This window comes from Ectobacillus sp. JY-23, assembly GCF_023022965.1.
Lineage (GTDB): Bacteria > Bacillota > Bacilli > Bacillales > Bacillaceae_G > Ectobacillus.
Map to the genome: position 1 here is coordinate 272,466 of NZ_CP095462.1, position 19,478 is coordinate 291,943.

The window sequence follows — 19,478 nt, forward strand, 5'->3', positions numbered from 1 at the left end:
TAATCAGTTTGCACAGTGGAAAGAAGTCATAAACATAAAAAACGGCTGTGGAGAACACTTTCTCCACAGCCTGGGGATTCTATACAGAATCCCCGAATTTTATAGATTTTGAAATTCTTTAAGTTTTTTAGTAAGAGCTGTGTAAAAGGCTTCCGGATCGTCAGGGCGAATATGTGCCTTCGTTATTGCTTTTGTAAAGCCATACATGAGCTTAGCCTGTTGTGGTGTATAAAATTCAATTTCGAATGCGGGTTTCTCACGAATAAAATCAGGTGCTAAGCCATCAAATACTGTTTTTTCTTCTTGCTTGGACAAACGTTCCGGTCCGTCGTAACGCACGATTTGTTTGATTTCAGAAAGGGGAACAGTCAGCCTTTTAGTTAGACCCACCTGCAGGTGAAGTGTATGTTGTGTAATCGTAAACGGGCACAAACGCGTAGCTTGTATTTGTGCTAGGAAAAACAAAACGGTGTATACATTTAGTACTAACGTTACGATAGATAGAACAGGACTGATGCTGTGAAGGATAAAGTGCAGTCCAACTGTTTCAATTACCATCGCATGAATTAGCATAACATATAGTGCAATCATACTGGTTTTTTGATGATACGTAAATTGAAGCGGTGCTGGCGATACAGCTTTTCGCCAAGAAAATAAACTATAATACACCATAGCTAATTCTGCGTAATACACATCTAGTATCCGAGAAGATTTTAAGTGTGCGGCAGAGGAGGATTCTAGTCGTTGCTCAAATGTTAATGTATTCGTTTGTGACTTAAAACTCCTTATAACACGAGGGATTTTGGTAATAATTTTGTATAAAATGTATAGTTCTAATAGGAGAAACGCGCCCTCTCCTGCAAATAAAATATACCTGAGAAAAGAATAAGATGTAAGGTGATGAGCAGGAATAATAAGATGAGCGATACCATAGCCAACAATTGCAACAAGGGGAATATATTTTAACGAATATCGTTTTCGTATAACAAAGAAGTACGTGAGTAAAGGGATAACAACAATAAAGTCAAGGAGAGAACCAACGGCAACTGCGGGTGTAACAGGTTGAAGCGCTTCTAATTGATAAACGAGAATGTTAGAGCTAACAATGAGAACCGTGAACGCTGCGAACCAACATAGTTTTTTTATAGATAAAGAGCTTGTCATAGTGTACCTCCTTACGTGTATTTTCACTATATTTATAGTATATACTGTAAAGTGAATGTTTTATATTGGAAAAAGGTGATGTTTGTGATAAATATTTGTAATTTAATGGTATAATTAGGTTGGAAATAACACGAGAAATACTCATTAACATCGTATATGAAAGATGAATGAAGCAAGACGCGGGAGGTTGAGAGGTTTGTTTATTACAGCTGAACACATAAGGAAAAGCTATGGAGAGCAGCTTGTTTTACAAGATGTTAGTTTTGCTGTGAAAGAGGGAGAGACGGTTGGGTTACTTGGACCGAATGGTTCTGGTAAAACGACCATTATTCGATTGTTAAATGGCGTTATTGATGCAGATGGAGGCAGCATCCTTGTTGGAAATTGGAATCCTGTTACAAACGGACATGAAATTCGGCGCATGAGTGGTATTTTAACGGAAAGTGCGGGCTTATATTACGAGCTGAGTGGACTTGAAAACTTGAAATTTTTTGCAAAGCTATACGGAATGTATGACGAAAGAAGAATACAAATGCTATTAGAAGAATTTCAGTTAGCGAATCATCAGCATAAAAAGGTCGGAACATACAGCACCGGGATGAAGCGGCGCCTCGGGATGATTAAATCCATTTTGCATAGACCATCTTTATTGTTTTTAGATGAACCAACAAATGGATTGGACCCAGAAGGCATTCAGCTTGTTATGCAGTATATTCGTAGGCTTAGCAAGGAAGAGGGCACGACTATTTTGATTTGCTCACATATTTTGCATCAAATGGAGACGGTGTGCGATACATATTTATTCTTGGAGCAAGGACGCATTTTGGAAAGTGGTACAAAATCTGAGCTGGAAGCACGTCATGTGCAGCAAATTAGCGTTAAAGTTGAAACTGGCTTGGCTGGGTCAGGACAATATGCTGGCTATTCGTACGAAAGAGTAAATCATGAAACAGTGCGTTTCGAGTTACCAAGTAAAGATGCAATTACGAACTTGCTTGCTGCTTTGACAAAGGAAACATGGGTACATCAGGTGGAAATTGAAAATCGTGATTTAGAATCGTTGTATTTTGCAATCAGGAGGGGAAAACATGAATAGGACGGTAATCTGGACGATTGCAAAAAAAGACATGAAGGCCATTACGTCCAATAGTCAGATTTGGCTGGGGATGGTTCTGTTGCCGTTTATTGTATGCGTCATTTTGCCGCTTGTATTAACCCTAACGGCGAAATACGCACCCATTGATAAAGATATTGAAATGTTTGTGAAAACGATTATGGGCGCTTTACCGCAAGGTGAAACAAGGCAGATGCTAGAAGAATTACCGAGTATGAATCATCAAATTGTATATGTGATGACAAATTATATGCTTGGTTCCTTGTTTTTGTTGATTCCGTGTCTTAACGCCATGATGGTCGCCGCCAACAGCTTTGTAGGCGAAAAGGAGCGTCGTACACTAGAGAGTCTTTTGTTTGCGCCAATTAGAATAAAGGAGCTATTTATCGGAAAAGTGTTGTCTGCATTCATTCCGGCAGTTTTGATTTCCTTTGTAAGCTTTCTGTTATTCGGTATAGTCATTACATTGGCGACGATAGGTATGTTTGAGTCGCGTATCTTTCCAAATGCAAATTGGCTGCTCCTTGTATTTTGGGTAGCACCCCTTGTGGCTTTGCTAACAATTTTAATTAACGTATTAATATCGGCACGTGTACAAAGTTTTCAGGCAGCACAGCAGCTCGGTAGTACTGTTGTCATTCCAATCATTGCTTTAGTTGTTGCACAGGCGACTGGGCTATTACTATTAAATCCCGTCATATTATTCATTATAGGAGTGGTTTTATTGGTCGGAAATATCTTTGTATTAAATAAAATTGCCAAGTACAACAATCGAAATACCTTATTTGAAAAACAAATGTGAGCAGGTTGTTTGCTATAAAATAAAAAAGCCATCGTTTGGCTTTTTTATTTTGTATTTGGATACATCGCAAAAAACTCATCTATATAAGCAATGAATTCATCAGGTTTTTGACGAAATGGTGCATGAAAGCCTTCTTCAATAATGCGCAGCTCGCTGTTTGGAAGCAAGCGATCATATGTTTCGCCATCCTGCCATGGCACGCTGCTGTCTTTTCGCCCCCAAACAATGAGGGTTGGAACAGTAAGCTCTTTTGCGGGAATTTGCAGACGGCGGGAACGTTGTTTATGAAGCTCAATATGATGGGCATTATCGTTACGATTATTGCGAACCTGATTCAAATCATATGCTTTCATATCAGAAACAGTAGTAAGCTCGGTGCTGAGATTCGGTTTTTTACTGCCTTTTCCTGTAGTAAGTGTTTCGACTCCTGGTGCATCAGATAAAATTAGATGCGTTACCGCTTCTGGATAAAGGTAACTTAAATTCATAACAATCTCACCACCCATAGAGTGTCCTAGGGTTGAAAATTTCACGTACCCTAATTTAAGCATAAGTTTATAATATATATTTGCTTGTGCAGGAAAGGAGTAGCGGAAGTCAGTTGGCTTAGAAGATCTTCCAAACCCTAATATATCAACAGAAATAATGGTAAAACGCTTTGCCAAAGCGGGGTAAATTTTTTTGAAGCCGTCAGATGAGCCGCCGTAGCCATGAAGCATTAAAAGCGGCGGCTTGTCGTCCCCAATTTTCTTAAAGTAAATCGTTTGTCCATCAATGTCCATGATTTTCTCTTCTATCCTAAAGGTTTCCGGGGGTTGTTTGATGCTAGGAGTAGAAGGCGGTGTTTTACAGCCTACCATCAGTAAGAGACACAATCCAATCAACCATTTTTTCACAAACTTCACCTCGTGTACACGATATAATTAGCTACAGTTTAGCAGTAAAACAGGTATGTAAACAAATTTCAGGTTTTAAATGTTTCTTTTTTCTTAGACTGTGCTAAAGCCTAATGTTGATTATTTTCACTTGTTGATGGGAGTAAAGGGGTCGAGACTCCTGCGGGCAAAATGAGTCAAAGGGAGACCCCGCAGGCGCATAGCGCTGAGGAGGTCCCTGACTCCCCGCGGAAAGCGAGCATCTGTAACGGAAATCAGCAGCAAGCTTTAACGGAGCCTTTCCTTAAGAAACTCTTAAGAAATTCCCTAAATAGATATTAAGATTTATCTCTTACACTACATACATGGTGTTGCTTTAAAAGTAACTTGATAGCGACGCGTGATACACAATTAATAATGTGCTGTTCTAGAAAGAGGTGTTTAGCAAAATATGGAGAATTAAAGATAGGTTGTCGAAAAAAGAAGGGAGAAATTATCTATGCAATTATCGCTGCAACCTATGACGAAAGAGACATTTCAAGTATTTTTACAGGAAGAAATTCAAAGCTACGCCCAAAGTATTGCCAAAAGCATGTTGTTGACGGAGGAGCAAGCTTTGCAGCGCTCGAAAGAACAAATCAATAAGTTATTACCAGATGGCCACCTGACAAAGCATCATTATTTATTTGATGTAGTGGGTGAAAAACAGGTTGGGAATGTATGGGTTTTTCTGGATCAAGAGAAAAAAAGAGCGTTTTTATACAACATTCGATTAGTAGAAGAAGAACGGGGAAAAGGTTATGGCCGCATGACCATGACTTTGCTAGAAGAATGGGTAAAAGAACAAGGTATGATGCATTTAGCGCTACATGTGTTTTCTTATAACACGGTTGCTCGTAATTTGTATGAAAGCCTTGGTTTTGAAGTAGCAAGTTTAAATATGTTAAAGACATTGTCGTAAATAGAAGGGAGTAGTATGCATGATTGAAATGAAACATATATCACATTCTTTTCGCATTGGAAGAAAAGGAAAAGAACAAATCATTTCTGTATTACGAGAGGTTTCGTTAACGATACATAAAGGTGAAGTTGTGACGATTGTCGGCAAAAGTGGATCGGGGAAATCGACCCTGCTAAATTTACTTTCCGGATTTATTTCTCCTGATACGGGTTCTATTCGCATTGACGGGACAGATGTGACGAAGTTTAATGAAAAGCAGTGGGCCAAGTTTCGTTTGGACCATTTTGGTTTTATCTTTCAAAATTTTCAGTTGATCCCTGGTTTAACCGCCTATGAAAATATTGAATTACCGCTTACATTAAAAGGGATGACAAATCGAAAGGAACGTGTAACCGAAATTTTAGAACGTGTCGGTTTGACGGAGGTACAAGATCATTTTCCAAACGAACTTTCAGGCGGACAGCAACAGCGTGTTAGTATTGCTCGTGCACTCGTGACAAAGCCATCTATCATTTTTGCAGATGAACCGACGGGCAGTTTGGACTCTGAAACGGAGAAAGAGATTTTAAAGCTCATTCGCGAGTTAAATGAAGAACAAGACATTACATTTGTCATGATTACTCATGATGAAGAAGTAGCGTCTATTGGACATCGCAAGTTGCATTTGGCTGACGGTCAGCTTGTAAAGGAGGGTGTTCTTCTTGAAGCTTAAAGATCAGTTAGCATTTGCCGGTAAAAATATGAAGAAAAACAAATTACGTTTATTTATGACGATTTTTGCGACAACTATTGGATGTGCTTTTTTAGTTGTGCTAGCATCCATCGGATTCGGGATTCAAAAGAGTGCCACACAGGAAATGCTTTCAACGCAAACCTTAACAGAAGTTAGTATACATGGTAAACAAGATGGTGGTACGTTTACGCAGGCAGATTTGGATGTATTACGAGCTACAGAAAATATAAAAGCAACTGTATTTAGAGAAGAATTTATGGGGGCAACAGAAGTGCAATGGGAAAGTCGTACTGGTTTTATGCCCGTTCGATTTTCGGATATGAAAGAAGAAAAAAAATCCAATCTCGAGCTTTCGCAAGGAAGGTTGCCAGAAGCAGCAGATGAAGTAATTGTTGGATACAATTTTGGCAAAGCTTTATTAAGCGAAGAGGAACGAAAAGCGTTAGAAACTCCTATGTCAGAAAAGCCTGTACAGCCTGAGGGGTATACAGGTGAGTTGCTCAATAAAAGTTTTACTCTGACTATAAAGAATCCAAAAGAAGGTACTGAAGATAAAAAAGAATATAAGCTACGTGTTGTAGGGATAGGAAAAAAACCAGCCAAAGATTGGATGCAGGATGATGCAATCTTGTTACCTGATACAGCAAAAACTGATATTCTATCGTTTCTCCAAAGCAAAGGAGTTACAGAACAAGAGTTATTTATGCCGAACTATAAGCTGTATGCAACATCTGTGGATAAGGTGCAGGGCATTACGGAGAGCTTAAAGGAAAAGGGCTTTTATGTATACTCTGTCAGTGAAGAGCTGGATCAAATGAACTTGTATTTCACTATTTTTAAAATCGGTCTGATTTTTATTGGTACCATTGCTGTTTTAATTGCTTCTATCGGCATTTTCAATACAATGACAATGGCCGTTACTGAAAGAACGCAAGAAATTGGAATTATGAAGTCTTTGGGTGCTGATCCTGGTTTAATTCGTAGATTATTTTTAATGGAAAGTGCGTTTATCGGTATCGTTGGATCATTATTTGGTATTTTAATTGCGTATGCGGTAAGCTGGAGTGTGAATATACTTTTACCCATCGTGTTACGACAGCTCGGTGAAGCACAAGGAGAAATTGATTTTACGCTATCTTATATTCCAATGAGTCTTGTTTTAATTGCGGTAGGAATTAGTTTATTTGTTGCGCTGGTTTCCGGATTCCGTCCGGCGCTAAAGGCAACACGAATTAACGTACTGGCTGCACTTCGCCGTGACTTATAGTAACTAGCCGCCTCGTAACAGGAGGCGGTTTTTCTATTAGGCTGTTTTCGCAAACTTTGTTGCGATGTAGCAAGTAGTCGTGAGTGGCTGATTTCCGCTCCAGGGTGCTGGCTTTCCGCGGGTCGTGCGGTGAGCCTCCTCGACTTACAGCCTGTGAGGTCTCACCTGACCCGCTGCTCCCGCAGGAGTCTCGCACCTTCTGCTTCAACCAACCTGAAACAAAGAAACTTATTTAAAAATAGCAATCTTTTAGAAAAAAGCCGTCTATTATAAGCGTAAGAAAGAGGAAGGACAATTCGCTTAATATGTACAGTTTTATAAGATACGAACGCTTGTTGGTCAAACATACCATACCTGCTTCTGTCTATTTGAATACAGTTAACATAATAATATTATTGAAAAATGTTACTAGTTTTCTATCGTAGAAAGTTATGTCGAGATTTTACGAAAAGAAGCTGTGCTATAAAAGTTGTCTTTGTGGACTGACATGGATATACATAGAGGAAGAAAGGAAGATTTCTTATAAAGAAGGGAGAACACGCATGAAACAGGAGGAAACGAAAAAATTGAATGCGGAAATCCCAATTGAGCTGAAAAAACGGCTTGATGTGTATTGCAGTCTGCATGATCGCTTTATTTATCATGTTGTAGCCCGTGCTTTGGAGGAGTATCTGGATAAGCATACCCTGCCGAAAGGAGAACAGCGATGAATACGTACCGGCGTTTACTAGTGTTTATATTTTTGTTTTGTATCGGATTGGTTCCTCAGTCGGTATGGGCTGCAGATGACCCTACCACAATTGTAAAAAATGTTGCGAATGGTCTTATTAATTTTTTTATGGTGGTTGCTCCGTCTATTGGAACGGCAGCTATTATGGCAATGGGTGTGATGTATACGATGTCCACTTCTTCTGGAAAAAAAGGTGAGTACAAAAAAGGAATGAAAGATACGTTGATTATTGTTGCTGTGGTGATGAGTGCTGGGGTTATTATGAAGTGGTTCTTAAGTTTACTTGGGTGACAGAATGGAAGAGAAACAAGAGTATACCATTCCTGGAAATGTAAATGGACAATTTGAAGTGTTACCACATGTGACATTGCGAGATTTACTTTGTTTTGTTCCATCTCTCTTATTGGATATTCCAATATTCTTGATGCCAATTTCTATGTACATTAAAATCCCAATCATTACAATTACACTCATGGTTTCAGCTGTTCTTGTGTATGTAAGACCTGTTCGAGAGAACATTCCGTTTTGGCATCATGCGCGGGAGTGTTTGCGTTTTTTTAATAGACAACGAGTGTATTACTATCGAAAGGAGAGTATATATGTGGAAACGATGGAAACAACGCGGAAAGGAACAGAGCGTCCAAAATCTTATTCCGGTTCGGGCGCTTGATGGGGGCATTATTGTAACTGAGAATTTTCGACTTGTTCAACTCCTTCGCGTCTCTTCTTTCAATTTAGATTTAATGAGTCATCGTGAATTAAATGAGACCATGCAAAAGTACGAGTTGTTTTTAAGGAGTTTATCATTTCCTCTGCAAACAGCCATTGTTTCACAGCCAGTGGATATGGGGGGCTATATTAAATCACTAGAAGCTAAACAAGCTGAGAGCACAATGAAGCAGGAATTATTAAAGGGATATATCGCATATGCAAAGGGGATAGAAACGAGTGCGGCTATCATTCAAAGACAGCGCTACGTAATGATGAGCGAATCCATAGAGGGTACAACGAAGGAGTGCTATGAGAAGGGGATGCTTGTACTTGAGCAAAAGAAAAAGCATGTGAAGACGGGCTTAGAAGAAATAGGTCTTATGGCACGAGAAGCCAATGACTTAGAGATTGCAAGGTATCTTCATACCTTGTTTAATTACGAAGGGTCACAGCACAGTCCGATTGAACATATCTTTCATCCGTATACAACAGGGGGGAACACATATGGTTTTTTCGGGCAAGAAGTTGTCAGAGCTTGAGTTATATATAGGAACATGCACAGATTTAAAAAATAAAATCGCGCCTGGGGTTGCTGAAGAGCAACGGGATTATATTATACTTGGCAACAATTATGCACGCACTTTACTTGTTGTTGATTACCCTGGAAGTGTTCGTGGCAATTGGCTTACCAAATTATATCGCTTTTCAGGAAATATGAATATTAGTACACATATTGTACCAATTGCCAGCGATAAGATGATTCGTCATTTAAATCAATCTATAGAAGAGTATGAAGCAAGGCTGGATCAACCACTTTCCCCAGTTCGGCGTAAGGAAACGGAAAAGAAGAAGACAAGCGCAGAACATATGCTGGATATATTACTTGCACATAATCATAAAACGATTTTCCTCGTGCATACATATATCCACTTGCAGGCGATGAGTCTGGAAGAGCTAGAGCGATTGACAGAGCGTCTGCAGAGCATCATTTGGCAAACAGGTCTTTCAGTAGCACCGGCTAGAGACAATATGATGCATGCGTTTAAAAGCGTACTCCCAATTTGTGACATTACTTTGCCGCATTATACACATCAAAATATGCATGCCGCAGCCGTTTCTTCTATGCTTCCCTTTGATGAGAGCGAATTATTTATGCAAAGCGGTATTATTATGGGGCAAAACATGCATACCGATAACGTTGTGTTAGTTGATATGAATGATAAAAAAATGTTTCCGTCTCGGAATATGCTTATTTTAGGGACGACAGGAATGGGCAAAAGCTTTTTCATGCAAAAGCATCTGCTGCGGCAATGGGTACTTGAGCGAGAAGACACCCGCTTTTTTCTCATTGATCCTGAACGTGAATTTGCGCGTGTTGTAAAACAAATTGGCGGTCAAGTCATTCGGCTTAGCAACAATACCGAGCATGTTATTAATCCGTTTCATATCTTACATGATATAACTGACGATGATATGCGTGGTAGTGTTTTATTTTTAAAGATGCAGCGATTAAAAATATTTTTTAAGCTTATTTATCCAAATATGAGTGTACTCGAAAGTGCACTTTTGGAGAGAGCTTTGTTTGCTGTGTATAAACAATATGATATTACTGAACATACACAGTTTGCAGGAAGGAATGCTAAGGATTTTCCAACGCTGAGCGACCTGTATCATCATATTGAGGAAGGGTATGAGCGCTTGCGGGATTTTCGGGAAATTTTACGAACGTATACAGAAGGAACGAACGCCAAGCTTTTTAATGGTGCAACGAACGTTAATTTGCATAATCCGCTTATTTGTTTTGATATTCGTGATTTGCAACAGGACGGCGATAGTCAACCGGTTGTTATGTTTCATGTATTGTCGTTTTTATGGGAGGAAATTACCCGTGATACGACAACACCTAAAAAGCTGTATGTAGATGAAGCACATTTGCTGATGCGCAGTGAGAAAAGTGCCCTATTCTTGCTCGATGTGTATAAACGTATCCGTAAATATGAAGGAGAAGCTATCGTCGCTTCGCAGCAACCGATTGATTTTCTAGGTGCAGCAGCTGGAAAGGCAATTTTGAATAACAGCATCGGTATGCTGCTCTTAGGACTACAAGATAATGATATTCGTGATTTAAAAGAGCATGATGTACTACCCCTTTCGGAAGAAGAGGAAGCAATCATTGGTCGTCGTAAACAAGGAGAGGGTATTTACGTTGCTGGCAATCATCGTGTATACATGAGAGTTGATGTCACACCGGAAGAGCTGCGTGTCATCGATCCGCAGCAATATGCAGAACGATTCGGGAGTCATGCATGATTAAGGGCTTTGTTGTTTTGAAATATTGGAAAGAGCTATTGGTAGGCGGGATTTTCACTTGTATGCTTGGCTTTATTTTACTGTTTGGCGGTAGTGAATTGTCGGAAAGTAAACCACAGACAACTAGCGTATCGGTATGGGAACCGGTTATGCGAATGGCTGTACAAGATGCCGGTCTTGAAGAACAACATGTACCTATATTACTTGCAATTATGATGCAAGAAAGCGGCGGAAAATTGGCAGATATTATGCAAAGCAGTGAATCAGCTGGTTTACCTCCCGGCGCCATAACTGACCCTGAGGTGAGCATTCGGCAAGGTGTAAAGCATTGGAAAAGTATGCTCGATACAGCTCGAAAGCTTGGTATTACAGACCTTGCCACTATTATACAAAGCTACAACTACGGACCGGGTTGGCTTTATTATGTGAAGGAACAGGGACGTATTGGTACGGAAGAGTTACGCAAGCATTTTTCCCTATCACATGCCACATCAGCGAGTTGTGGCTGGCGAACACCTCATTGTTACGGCGATTATACGTATGCTAAAAAGGTTATGAAATATTTGCAAGGGCCGGGAGACACATTTCAAGCAGTGATGGCAGAAGCGCTCAAATATAAAGGCTGGCCGTATAGCTGGGGAGGTGCAACACCGGATACGAGCTTTGATTGTAGCGGTCTTACAAAATGGGCCTTTGCGGCGGCTGGTATTTATTTGCCGCGAACAGCACAAGAGCAATTTCAATATACAAAACGTATTTCTGAACAGGAGCTTAGGCCGGGAGATTTGGTATTCTTTACCGGTACAAGCGACCATGCATTTATCAGTCATGTCGGTATTTACGTAGGAAACGGTATGATGTATAACAGCAATAGTGCGGGCGTAGAATACAGTGATTTACATAAAGCGGTTTGGCGTGAAAAAATCTACGCGTACGGAAGGGCAGGGGAAAAGCAGTGAGATGGCTTACATGGTTAATTTTCACTGTACCACTCATTTGTATTATATCCGCTTGGGTCTTTTACTTTTGTCTGTATGAAGAGAAAGTGGTTGTAAAACAAACGCCAAGTGTAGAAGAAACGGCTCGTTCATTCTGTGAAGCTTTGTACAATAAAAACTATGAAGTTTTAGCCACATACGCAACAGAGCAAGTAGTTGCTTCTGTAATACCGCCGGGAGAGTCAAAGAAAGAAGCCAATATACGCATTCGTAATATCTCTGTTTTTGTTAGTAAACAGCGAGAAGGGATAACAAAAAGTATTGCGGTGGTGGAGCGTACCATTCAAGTAAAAGGCAAATCTATTGATACAACCCATTATTTGGAGTTATCTATGCACAAGGAGAAGGTGTGGCTAGTAGATGAGGTACGCGTAATCGCTGATATTCCAAATTGACACTCCCACCCCTAAAGGGGCAAGCTGGCTAACGCCAGTGGGATTCTCAAATGACGAAGCGTTCGCAGTTCATTTCTGTTTTGAACAGTCTTTGAGATTAGGGTGTGCCATCACCCCTCCATAGGCAGTGCGTATAGCACCTATGGCTACGGTACTGTGACCATACCGTACAGATTTTGAGTTCTCATATGCGTTTTAGCGTCTTGTGCGTGACGACACATATCGTTTTACCGACAGCTTGTATTAGGCTGTCGAACCTCATACAATATCCAGTTTTCAGAGAACGATTTGTTTTAGAGACTTATACTTGTCTATGTGGATATTGTACCATGTTTTGCGTAGCAAAAGCGATACTTTCATCCCATGCCTAAAGGCGGACTAAAGTCCTGCATGGGCTTTCTCATATCGCAAATTCTGTAAAGGGGCCGGCAATGATGCTGAAAAGTCCAATTGAGTATATAAAGGAATTATTACATGAATTGATGAATGATATTGCGAATGCTGCCTTTAGTTGGTTAAAAATCTATTTGTTCGCTCCGACAGATCTATCAAAATATACGTACGTATCAGAGGCATATGATATCATCTTTATGATTTCTGTTACGCTTGGCGGTGTGTTTTTTACATTCAATATGTTCAAGTTGATTATTGAGAAAGTAGGGGGGTACAGTCAAAGAGGGGTACAAACCATTATCGTGCGGACTTTTTTAGGAGGGGTGCTAGCTGTATTGGCACCATTTATTTTGCAAGAAGTATTGCTTCCATTTAACAATGCAATTGTACAAATTTTTCTAGATAAAGGTGTTACGATTGATGCTTTTTCCAAATTTGTTGGCGTTCCTGGTACTGTATCGACGGCGATTTTATTTTCAGGCTTGGCAATGGCAATTATTTTCTTACTGCTAGCTATTCAGTATATTATTCGTACTGTGGAATTGCTCATTATATTAATTATGAGCCCATTGGCAGCTTGGTCAATTGTCAATGAAGATATGAATATATGGAGCGTATGGTGGCGCGAAACCATTGCGACCATCTTTACACAAAGCTTACAAATGATGACGCTTTGGCTTGCGCTTAATACAATTGGAGATGCAGCAGATTTAAAAGATTTTATTATAGGATTTGGTTTTATGTTTTTTTGTTTAACTGGTCCCAGCTTTTTACGGAAGTTTCTATACAGCACAGGTGCCGGTCAAAAAGCTGTCGGTGTACTCGGAGGTGCCGGAAAATCAGTTTTGGTACGATACGTGACAACCAAGCTAGTGAAATAAAAAGAGTGGCGTGAGTCACTCTTTTTTATGTTGTCTTGTTATTATACAAATTCACAAAATTATAAGATTCATATAGTCTTTATGCTATAATAAAGTGGTAAAATCATCCAAAGGGGAGATATATATGCTTGAGGTACATATTCGCTCTGCTGGCTACAAGGAAGCAGAGGCAATTATTACAAATGTAGCTTTCTCCGTACAAGCAGGAGAATTAGTCGCGTTAATAGGTGCAAATGGTGCTGGAAAAAGTACAACCATTAAAGGAATTTTAGGTATGCTCCCACATATGGATGGAGAAGTTACGGTGAGTAACTATGCCTATGTTCCAGAGCAGCCTGTATATTACGATTATCTTACATTATGGGAGCATATGGAATTGCTTGCTGCTACAAAGGAATTGTCACAGACGTGGAAGGATGAGGCATTAAAACTTTTGCATGTATTTCAAATGGAAGAAAGTCAACATGAATACTTGGGACAGTTTTCAAAAGGCATGAAGCAAAAAGCAATGCTAATGCTTGCTTTTTTAGCAAAACCTTCGATATATATTGTGGATGAGCCATTCATTGGATTGGATCCGACGGCGGTGCGGGATTTTTTAAAGCTACTTGAGGAAGAACGAAAAAGAGGCGCAGGTGTGTTACTTTGTACCCATGTACTTGATACAGCAGAACGAATCTGCGAACGCTTTTTATTGGTTTCCAAAGGTACATTGCTTGCAAGCGGTGACATAACCGCAATTCAACAGGCAGCAGATCAACCGGGAGAATCCTTATTAGAATGCTTTGATAGCATTGTGAGGAGGAACTATGCGTAATCTTTTTTATCAGCGATTGTTATACGAGTGGAGGCAAAAGTGGAGGGTACTTCGTTCAGTGGTGGACTGGACGATTGCTTTGTATTTTGTAGTTCCGGTGTTAGTGTTTGTTGGTATTTATCATGCATCATTATGGGATCAAACACCAACATGGGTTCACACAATTCCACTTCCAATTCTATGTGTGCCAGTATTATCACTGTTATCTCTCGGCGGTGTTCGCTCCTTTTTAGAAGCGGCGGACAGTCTATTTTTAATACAGTCGCCTCATTTGCAATCAGTAGTCAAAAAGGGGATAGGGTACACATTTTTAACAGTGGGTATTTGGATGACCGTTTTAACGTTGTATGGACTGCCATTACTGCAAAATGGCTATGAACTTAGTGTACAGCAGGTGGTGGGGGTGTGGTTTTTTATGGTGTATATGGTAATAGTACAGCGTTGTCTACAAGATCTTATCTACTCGGATCTATGGTGGGAACGCTTGCTTTACGGATTTGTAACACGAGTGGTCATCATTTTGTTAACAAGTGGTGGCGTATGGCTTCTATTACATAAACCTGTGTTTCTTTTGTTTTATAGCATACTACTCATTATCATCTGGAGATGTTTACAATTAAAACTGCGTTATCGCTTTGCTTTTTTAAGAGAGGTAGAGCGGGAGCAAAAAGAAGCGATGAAATGGACGTCTACTGTGATGATTGGTGGTGGACATGTTCCAAAACCAGTTGAAACTAAGAAGCCGCGTATTTTTCCGCAGTCTAAGAGGCTATTAAAAACCCGCAAAAAAGAGTGGGTGATTGCTGAGTTATTTTGTAAAGAGTATGTGCGTACAGATACAAATCGCCAATTTTATTTCATGACCATGTCATATAGTGCATTATCTCTATGGATAACGCCTTGGTGGATTGCTTCTATTATAATAGCGTTTGCGTCTTTTGCGTTATTTAAGCAATCAGGAGAACAATGGAAAGTATTTAAGGATAAGCCAATAATTCGTTTATATTGCGCTGAAGGAGAAGTTCTACTAATGGGTGAACCACGTCTGCTTGTATTAGTGCCAGCACTTATGTTATACATGATTGCGATTGTTGCTGTTGCATATATATGGGTAGCTCTTGCGTTAGTTATTCTTCTCGTAGTCTTATGTATTCCATATGTATTTTTTGCAAGTAAACAAAAAGGGAATTGACAGCAACTCCCTTTTAATCAGTAATGCTTTCATATACGAAAAAAGCTAACACCGCAAAGCTAGTAATAAAAAATAGTGTATCAATACTCATTATAATCACTCCTTTTACTATTAGAATACCCATTTTTCTAAATTTTATGACATTTCAGGTTTGTATCAAAGCGAAAATTTCTTAAAGATGTAATAAACAAACAGAAGCTAAGATGATAAAATAGGGAGAAATCATTGAACTAGGGGGCGGATATGATAATTCGAGAAGCACTTATACATGATGCTATGCAAATTGTAGCAATTAAACAAGAAATTATTACAACAACCTTCTTTTTTGTATCCGCGCCGGAAGAAATACCAAAAGATGTACAACGAGAGAAACAAAAAATTGAGGAATCAAAAACAAAGGGGAATTTGATATTAGTTGCCGAAGTAAATGAAGAAGTGGTAGGATTTTTGGAATTCAAACGAAATCCGATGCAACGCCTCAATCATACGGGGTCATTCGGTATGGCGATTCAGAAGGAGCATCGCGGCGTTGGCATAGGAACAAGTATGCTTGGTCATCTTATTGCGTGGGCATTGGTACAAGAAGGATTAGAAAAAATATGCCTAGGCGTACTATCTAACAATGAACGGGCACTGCACGTATATCACAAGCTTGGTTTTCAGGAAGAAGGTCGCCAACGTAAACAAGTGCGTTTTGAAGACGGTACATATGCCGACGATATTTGGATGGCACTTCATCTTGAGAAGAGGAGGAAAGAAACATGAGTAAAAACGAACGTACATATTTAGATTTATGTGAGTATGTTTTAAAGCATGGAACGAATAAAGAAGATCGTACGGGAACGGGAACTCGCTCTTTATTCGGATATCAAATGCGCTTTGATTTGAACGAGGGCTTTCCTTTATTAACAACGAAACGTATTCCATTTCGATTGATTGCAAGTGAACTGCTTTGGTTTATAAAGGGTGATACAAATATCCGCTATTTACTGCAGCACAACAATAATATATGGAATGAGTGGGCTTTTAAGAGATGGGTGGAAAGCTCTGATTATACAGGTCCTGATATGACAAATTTTGGACTTCGTGCACAGACAGATGAAGTTTTTGCTGCACAATATGAAAAGCAAATGGTGTTTTTTAAAGAGAGCATTTTAACAGATGATGCTTTTGCTAAAAAGTATGGGGAGCTCGGAGATGTATATGGCAAGCAATGGCGCGCTTGGACAACGTCCACCGGTGACACCATTGATCAGCTAAAAGATGTCATTGCAACAATTAAAGTCAATCCTGACTCGAGAAGACTTATTGTGTCTGCTTGGAATCCGGAAGATGTGCCAACCATGGCACTTCCACCTTGTCATACATTGTTTCAATTTTACGTATTAGAGGGCAAGTTATCTTGTCAGCTCTATCAAAGAAGTGCAGACATTTTTCTTGGCATTCCGTTTAACATTGCTAGCTATGCTTTGCTTACCCATCTGATTGCACATGAATGCGGACTTGAGGTAGGGGAATTTATTCATACTCTTGGTGACGCGCATATTTATACCAATCACATTGAACAGATAGAGACGCAGCTGCAGCGCGAACCTAAACCCTTACCAACGTTAAAATTAAATCCGGATAAACGCTCTGTATTTGACTTTGAGATGGATGATATTGTAGTGGAAGGGTATGAATCGCATCCGTCTATCAAAGCACCGGTTGCAGTATAAAGGTTTATGAAGCTCTACAATCCTTCTTGGCTATGAACTTGTTCTATAATTCGGTAGGTATATTTGGCGTAAAAGCCACTATCATTTAGATAGTCTAAGAAAAGCGAGTCAATAATGTCAGCAAATAGGCTGAAACGCGCCAAGTACTGACTTTTAAATAAAACGCACAGATTTTATCCGTGCGTTTTATTTGTTTTCATTTTGGTACAGCTTCAATATACTTTGTGCCTTTTCACATATATAAGATACCATTTCAGCAGGCTCTTCCACTATAGCATCGCTACCTAGTGAAAAAAAGAAGTCCCCTGTAAAATGGATTTCACTTGTTTCAATCATCATCTCAATATACCCTGCTTCGTTATCTGATGCTACATATTGCTCAAGCCAGGGATTTGTTAGACATTGCCGAACACCTTCTCTTGTAAGGCGCACTTTAAGTTTTATCGGTTCTTTTGTTTCTTCATTCGATAGCCATTCTCTGAGTGTCATATAAGTTCCTGGGTCTTCCTCTATGATTTCTATATCAAAAATTCGATCTATACGAAACAACGAAATACTGTCTTTTTCGTATAGATAGGCAGGACAGTACCATAAACCATTGTTGGCATATACGCCGATTGGCCTAATAAGTCGTGAAGACATACCGCGTTTGGCATTATAGCGTATACGCAACTTAGCCCCAGCTATAGCTGAGTCAAGCAAATCTTTGAGTAACGGCGCATGTATATGGCGCAGGGGTGTCCAGAACGAAATATAATCACGTAGCATTTTTAATTTCTCTTTCGCATCGGGTGGCAAATGCATATAAAATTTGTGAAGAGCTGCTTTTATTTCTGTATTAAATGGTAAAGAATTATAGTGAAGCAAAGATTCATAAGCAAAATACATAGAAATCGCTTCTTCTTCAGTAAAAAGAATAGGAGGAAGCAAGCTATTTTTTAGTACGGTATAACCACCGTGTGGTCCTTGCTCCGCGTACAATGGAACACCCCAATGGCTAAGCTCTAATAAATCACGTTGTACGGTACGGACAGACACCCCAAACTCATCCGCAATCTCGCGAGCTGTAAACGTTCGTTTTAGATTAATATAGGTCATCATATCAAGCAGTCGCTTTACTTTAGACATATACGCTAGCTCCTTTATATACATACAAGTAATACAGTTCTGTTAGTACCTATGGTTTTACACTTCTTAAGTTTTGAGAACCGCTACATATGGTACGTTCTCCCCCTTCAAAAAATGTTTTTATGATTGTCTATATTTTATGTCATAAATATGACATGTTTTGTCGTAATTAGATAGTAAGATTATCTTACCACAAGCACAAGGAGGAATTGTAATGGAAGAGAAAAAAGTCGTATTATATATTGCAGTTAGTGTGGATGGATATATCGCTGATGAGTTTGGTGGTATCGAATGGTTAGAAGAGGCAGGACAAAAAGGCGAAGGCGACAACGGATACAGTGTTTTTTACGAGACAGTTGATACGATTGTAATGGGAAATGCGACATATGAACAAATCCTAGGATTTGATATTCCGTTTCCGTATGAAGGTAAACCTTCCTATGTATTTTCACGTACGAAAACAGGAAAAGATGAACATGTCGAATTTATTAACAGTGACCCTAAAACGTTCTTAGATCGCTTACAGGGAGATCGGCGTATTTGGTTGGTCGGAGGTGCAGGTGTGTTAAACGCTTTTATGAAATCAAACACGGTAGATGAATTACGTATTACGTATATTCCCATTTTACTTGGAAAAGGTATTCCTTTATTTCATGGCGGCTATGAAAAAACAAATTTACAACTTCAAAATGTGACGACGTATAAGGAAATTGTGGAGTTACATTATAAGGTAGAGAGGTAAACGAAGGCCCTCTTATGCTACAATGTAGAAAAGGGGGGTTGTATATGATTTCACTCATTGCAGCGATGGATCGCAATCGCTTAATTGGAACAAATAATGAACTGCCATGGCGATTGCCTGCGGATTTGGCTTATTTTAAAAGTGTTACAATGGGACATCCCGTTATTATGGGACGTAAAACATATGAATCAATAGGTAGACCATTACCAGGGCGGGAAAATATAATTGTAACTCGTAATCCTGCATACAAAGCTGAAGGATGTGTTGTTGTGCATTCTTTAGACGAATTGCTGACGCGGTTTGCTTCTTCTGATAAAGAGGCCTTTGTTATCGGCGGAGCCGAACTGTATAAAGAGGCATTGGCTGTAGGAAACCGTCTATATATTACACATATTGAAGATGAATTCTCAGGAGACGCTTGGTTCCCTTGTATTGATGAATGGCAAGAAATATCTCGAGAGCCCGGAATATGTGACGAAAAAAATCCATATGCATATTATTTTTCGATTTATGAAAAAAAGAACCAATAATTTGGTTCTTTTTTTAT

At 39.4% G+C, this 19,478-nt stretch carries 22 protein-coding genes; 19 read left to right on the forward strand and 3 right to left on the reverse strand.

The features are described 5' to 3' along the window. Nucleotides 1-99: 99 nt before the first annotated feature. Nucleotides 100-1,164: a hypothetical protein gene (locus MUG87_RS01440; protein WP_247084874.1), complete on the reverse strand. Its 1,065-nt coding sequence runs from the start codon at nt 1,162-1,164 to the stop codon at nt 100-102. Between the two features lie 196 nt (nt 1,165-1,360). Here MUG87_RS01440 and MUG87_RS01445 point away from each other — a divergent pair, with 196 nt between their 5' ends. Together MUG87_RS01445 and MUG87_RS01450 are read left to right on the forward strand one after the other, a co-directional pair. Beyond that, nucleotides 1,361-2,260, forward strand: coding sequence for an ABC transporter ATP-binding protein (locus tag MUG87_RS01445; protein ID WP_245999868.1), 900 nt, complete (start codon nt 1,361-1,363; stop codon nt 2,258-2,260). Further along, complete coding sequence (locus tag MUG87_RS01450; RefSeq protein ID WP_247084877.1) at nt 2,253-3,080, forward strand: ABC transporter permease subunit; 828 nt, start codon at nt 2,253-2,255, stop codon at nt 3,078-3,080. Before MUG87_RS01445 ends, MUG87_RS01450 begins: the two co-directional genes overlap by 8 nt. Nucleotides 3,081-3,124: 44 nt before the next feature. Here MUG87_RS01450 and MUG87_RS01455 read toward each other — a convergent pair whose 3' ends face one another. After that, a complete protein-coding gene (locus tag MUG87_RS01455; RefSeq protein ID WP_247087424.1) occupies nt 3,125-3,940 on the reverse strand; it encodes an alpha/beta fold hydrolase in 816 nt (271 codons plus the stop codon). A gap of 514 nt (nt 3,941-4,454) precedes the next feature. On the opposite strand from MUG87_RS01455, the gene MUG87_RS01460 reads away from it, so the two are divergent. From MUG87_RS01460 to MUG87_RS01530, 15 genes are all read left to right on the forward strand, one after another. Continuing rightward, on the forward strand, nt 4,455-4,916 hold the full coding sequence (locus MUG87_RS01460; RefSeq protein WP_124564614.1) for a GNAT family N-acetyltransferase: 462 nt from the start codon (nt 4,455-4,457) through the stop codon (nt 4,914-4,916). A gap of 19 nt (nt 4,917-4,935) precedes the next feature. Then, the gene (locus MUG87_RS01465; protein ID WP_124564615.1) at nt 4,936-5,628 is read left to right on the forward strand and encodes an ABC transporter ATP-binding protein; all 693 of its coding nucleotides are present in this window, start codon (nt 4,936-4,938) and stop codon (nt 5,626-5,628) included. Then, entirely contained in the window at nt 5,618-6,916 is a 1,299-nt protein-coding gene (locus MUG87_RS01470) for an ABC transporter permease (protein ID WP_247084879.1), read from the forward strand. Before MUG87_RS01465 ends, MUG87_RS01470 begins: the two co-directional genes overlap by 11 nt. Before the next feature lie 542 nt (nt 6,917-7,458). Next, complete coding sequence (locus MUG87_RS01475; protein WP_247084881.1) at nt 7,459-7,626, forward strand: hypothetical protein; 168 nt, start codon at nt 7,459-7,461, stop codon at nt 7,624-7,626. After that, complete coding sequence (locus MUG87_RS01480) at nt 7,623-7,937, forward strand: pilin (RefSeq protein ID WP_247084883.1); 315 nt, start codon at nt 7,623-7,625, stop codon at nt 7,935-7,937. Before MUG87_RS01475 ends, MUG87_RS01480 begins: the two co-directional genes overlap by 4 nt. 4 nt (nt 7,938-7,941) lie before the next feature. Further along, entirely contained in the window at nt 7,942-8,316 is a 375-nt protein-coding gene (locus MUG87_RS01485) for a hypothetical protein (protein ID WP_247084885.1), read from the forward strand. After that, nucleotides 8,246-8,896, forward strand: coding sequence for a hypothetical protein (locus tag MUG87_RS01490; protein ID WP_247084887.1), 651 nt, complete (start codon nt 8,246-8,248; stop codon nt 8,894-8,896). The genes MUG87_RS01485 and MUG87_RS01490 overlap by 71 nt, the downstream gene beginning before the upstream one ends. Then, nucleotides 8,862-10,667: a VirB4 family type IV secretion system protein gene (locus MUG87_RS01495; RefSeq protein ID WP_247084889.1), complete on the forward strand. Its 1,806-nt coding sequence runs from the start codon at nt 8,862-8,864 to the stop codon at nt 10,665-10,667. Before MUG87_RS01490 ends, MUG87_RS01495 begins: the two co-directional genes overlap by 35 nt. Further along, nucleotides 10,664-11,626, forward strand: a complete 963-nt coding sequence (locus MUG87_RS01500) for a bifunctional lytic transglycosylase/C40 family peptidase (protein WP_247084891.1) — start codon at nt 10,664-10,666, stop codon at nt 11,624-11,626. The genes MUG87_RS01495 and MUG87_RS01500 overlap by 4 nt, the downstream gene beginning before the upstream one ends. Continuing rightward, nucleotides 11,623-12,060, forward strand: coding sequence for a hypothetical protein (locus MUG87_RS01505; RefSeq protein WP_247084893.1), 438 nt, complete (start codon nt 11,623-11,625; stop codon nt 12,058-12,060). The genes MUG87_RS01500 and MUG87_RS01505 overlap by 4 nt, the downstream gene beginning before the upstream one ends. Nucleotides 12,061-12,491: 431 nt before the next feature. After that, complete coding sequence (locus tag MUG87_RS01510; RefSeq protein ID WP_124564623.1) at nt 12,492-13,334, forward strand: conjugal transfer protein TrbL family protein; 843 nt, start codon at nt 12,492-12,494, stop codon at nt 13,332-13,334. A gap of 124 nt (nt 13,335-13,458) precedes the next feature. Then, complete coding sequence (locus tag MUG87_RS01515; protein ID WP_247084895.1) at nt 13,459-14,151, forward strand: ABC transporter ATP-binding protein; 693 nt, start codon at nt 13,459-13,461, stop codon at nt 14,149-14,151. After that, on the forward strand, nt 14,144-15,343 hold the full coding sequence (locus MUG87_RS01520) for an ABC transporter permease (RefSeq protein ID WP_247084897.1): 1,200 nt from the start codon (nt 14,144-14,146) through the stop codon (nt 15,341-15,343). Before MUG87_RS01515 ends, MUG87_RS01520 begins: the two co-directional genes overlap by 8 nt. Nucleotides 15,344-15,589: 246 nt before the next feature. Next, entirely contained in the window at nt 15,590-16,108 is a 519-nt protein-coding gene (locus MUG87_RS01525; protein ID WP_247087426.1) for a GNAT family N-acetyltransferase, read from the forward strand. Next, nucleotides 16,105-17,061, forward strand: a complete 957-nt coding sequence (locus MUG87_RS01530) for a thymidylate synthase (RefSeq protein ID WP_247084899.1) — start codon at nt 16,105-16,107, stop codon at nt 17,059-17,061. The genes MUG87_RS01525 and MUG87_RS01530 overlap by 4 nt, the downstream gene beginning before the upstream one ends. Nucleotides 17,062-17,247: 186 nt before the next feature. Here the strand turns inward: MUG87_RS01530 and MUG87_RS01535 are convergent, their stop codons facing one another. Continuing rightward, the gene (locus MUG87_RS01535) at nt 17,248-18,189 is read right to left on the reverse strand and encodes a helix-turn-helix transcriptional regulator (RefSeq protein ID WP_247084901.1); all 942 of its coding nucleotides are present in this window, start codon (nt 18,187-18,189) and stop codon (nt 17,248-17,250) included. A 214-nt stretch (nt 18,190-18,403) separates the two neighbouring features. On the opposite strand from MUG87_RS01535, the gene MUG87_RS01540 reads away from it, so the two are divergent. Next, nucleotides 18,404-18,931: a dihydrofolate reductase family protein gene (locus MUG87_RS01540; protein ID WP_247084903.1), complete on the forward strand. Its 528-nt coding sequence runs from the start codon at nt 18,404-18,406 to the stop codon at nt 18,929-18,931. A gap of 44 nt (nt 18,932-18,975) precedes the next feature. Continuing rightward, nucleotides 18,976-19,461 carry a dihydrofolate reductase gene (locus MUG87_RS01545; RefSeq protein ID WP_247084905.1) on the forward strand — a complete coding sequence of 162 codons (486 nt, stop codon included), beginning with the start codon at nt 18,976-18,978 and terminating at the stop codon, nt 19,459-19,461. Nucleotides 19,462-19,478: the final 17 nt, after the last annotated feature.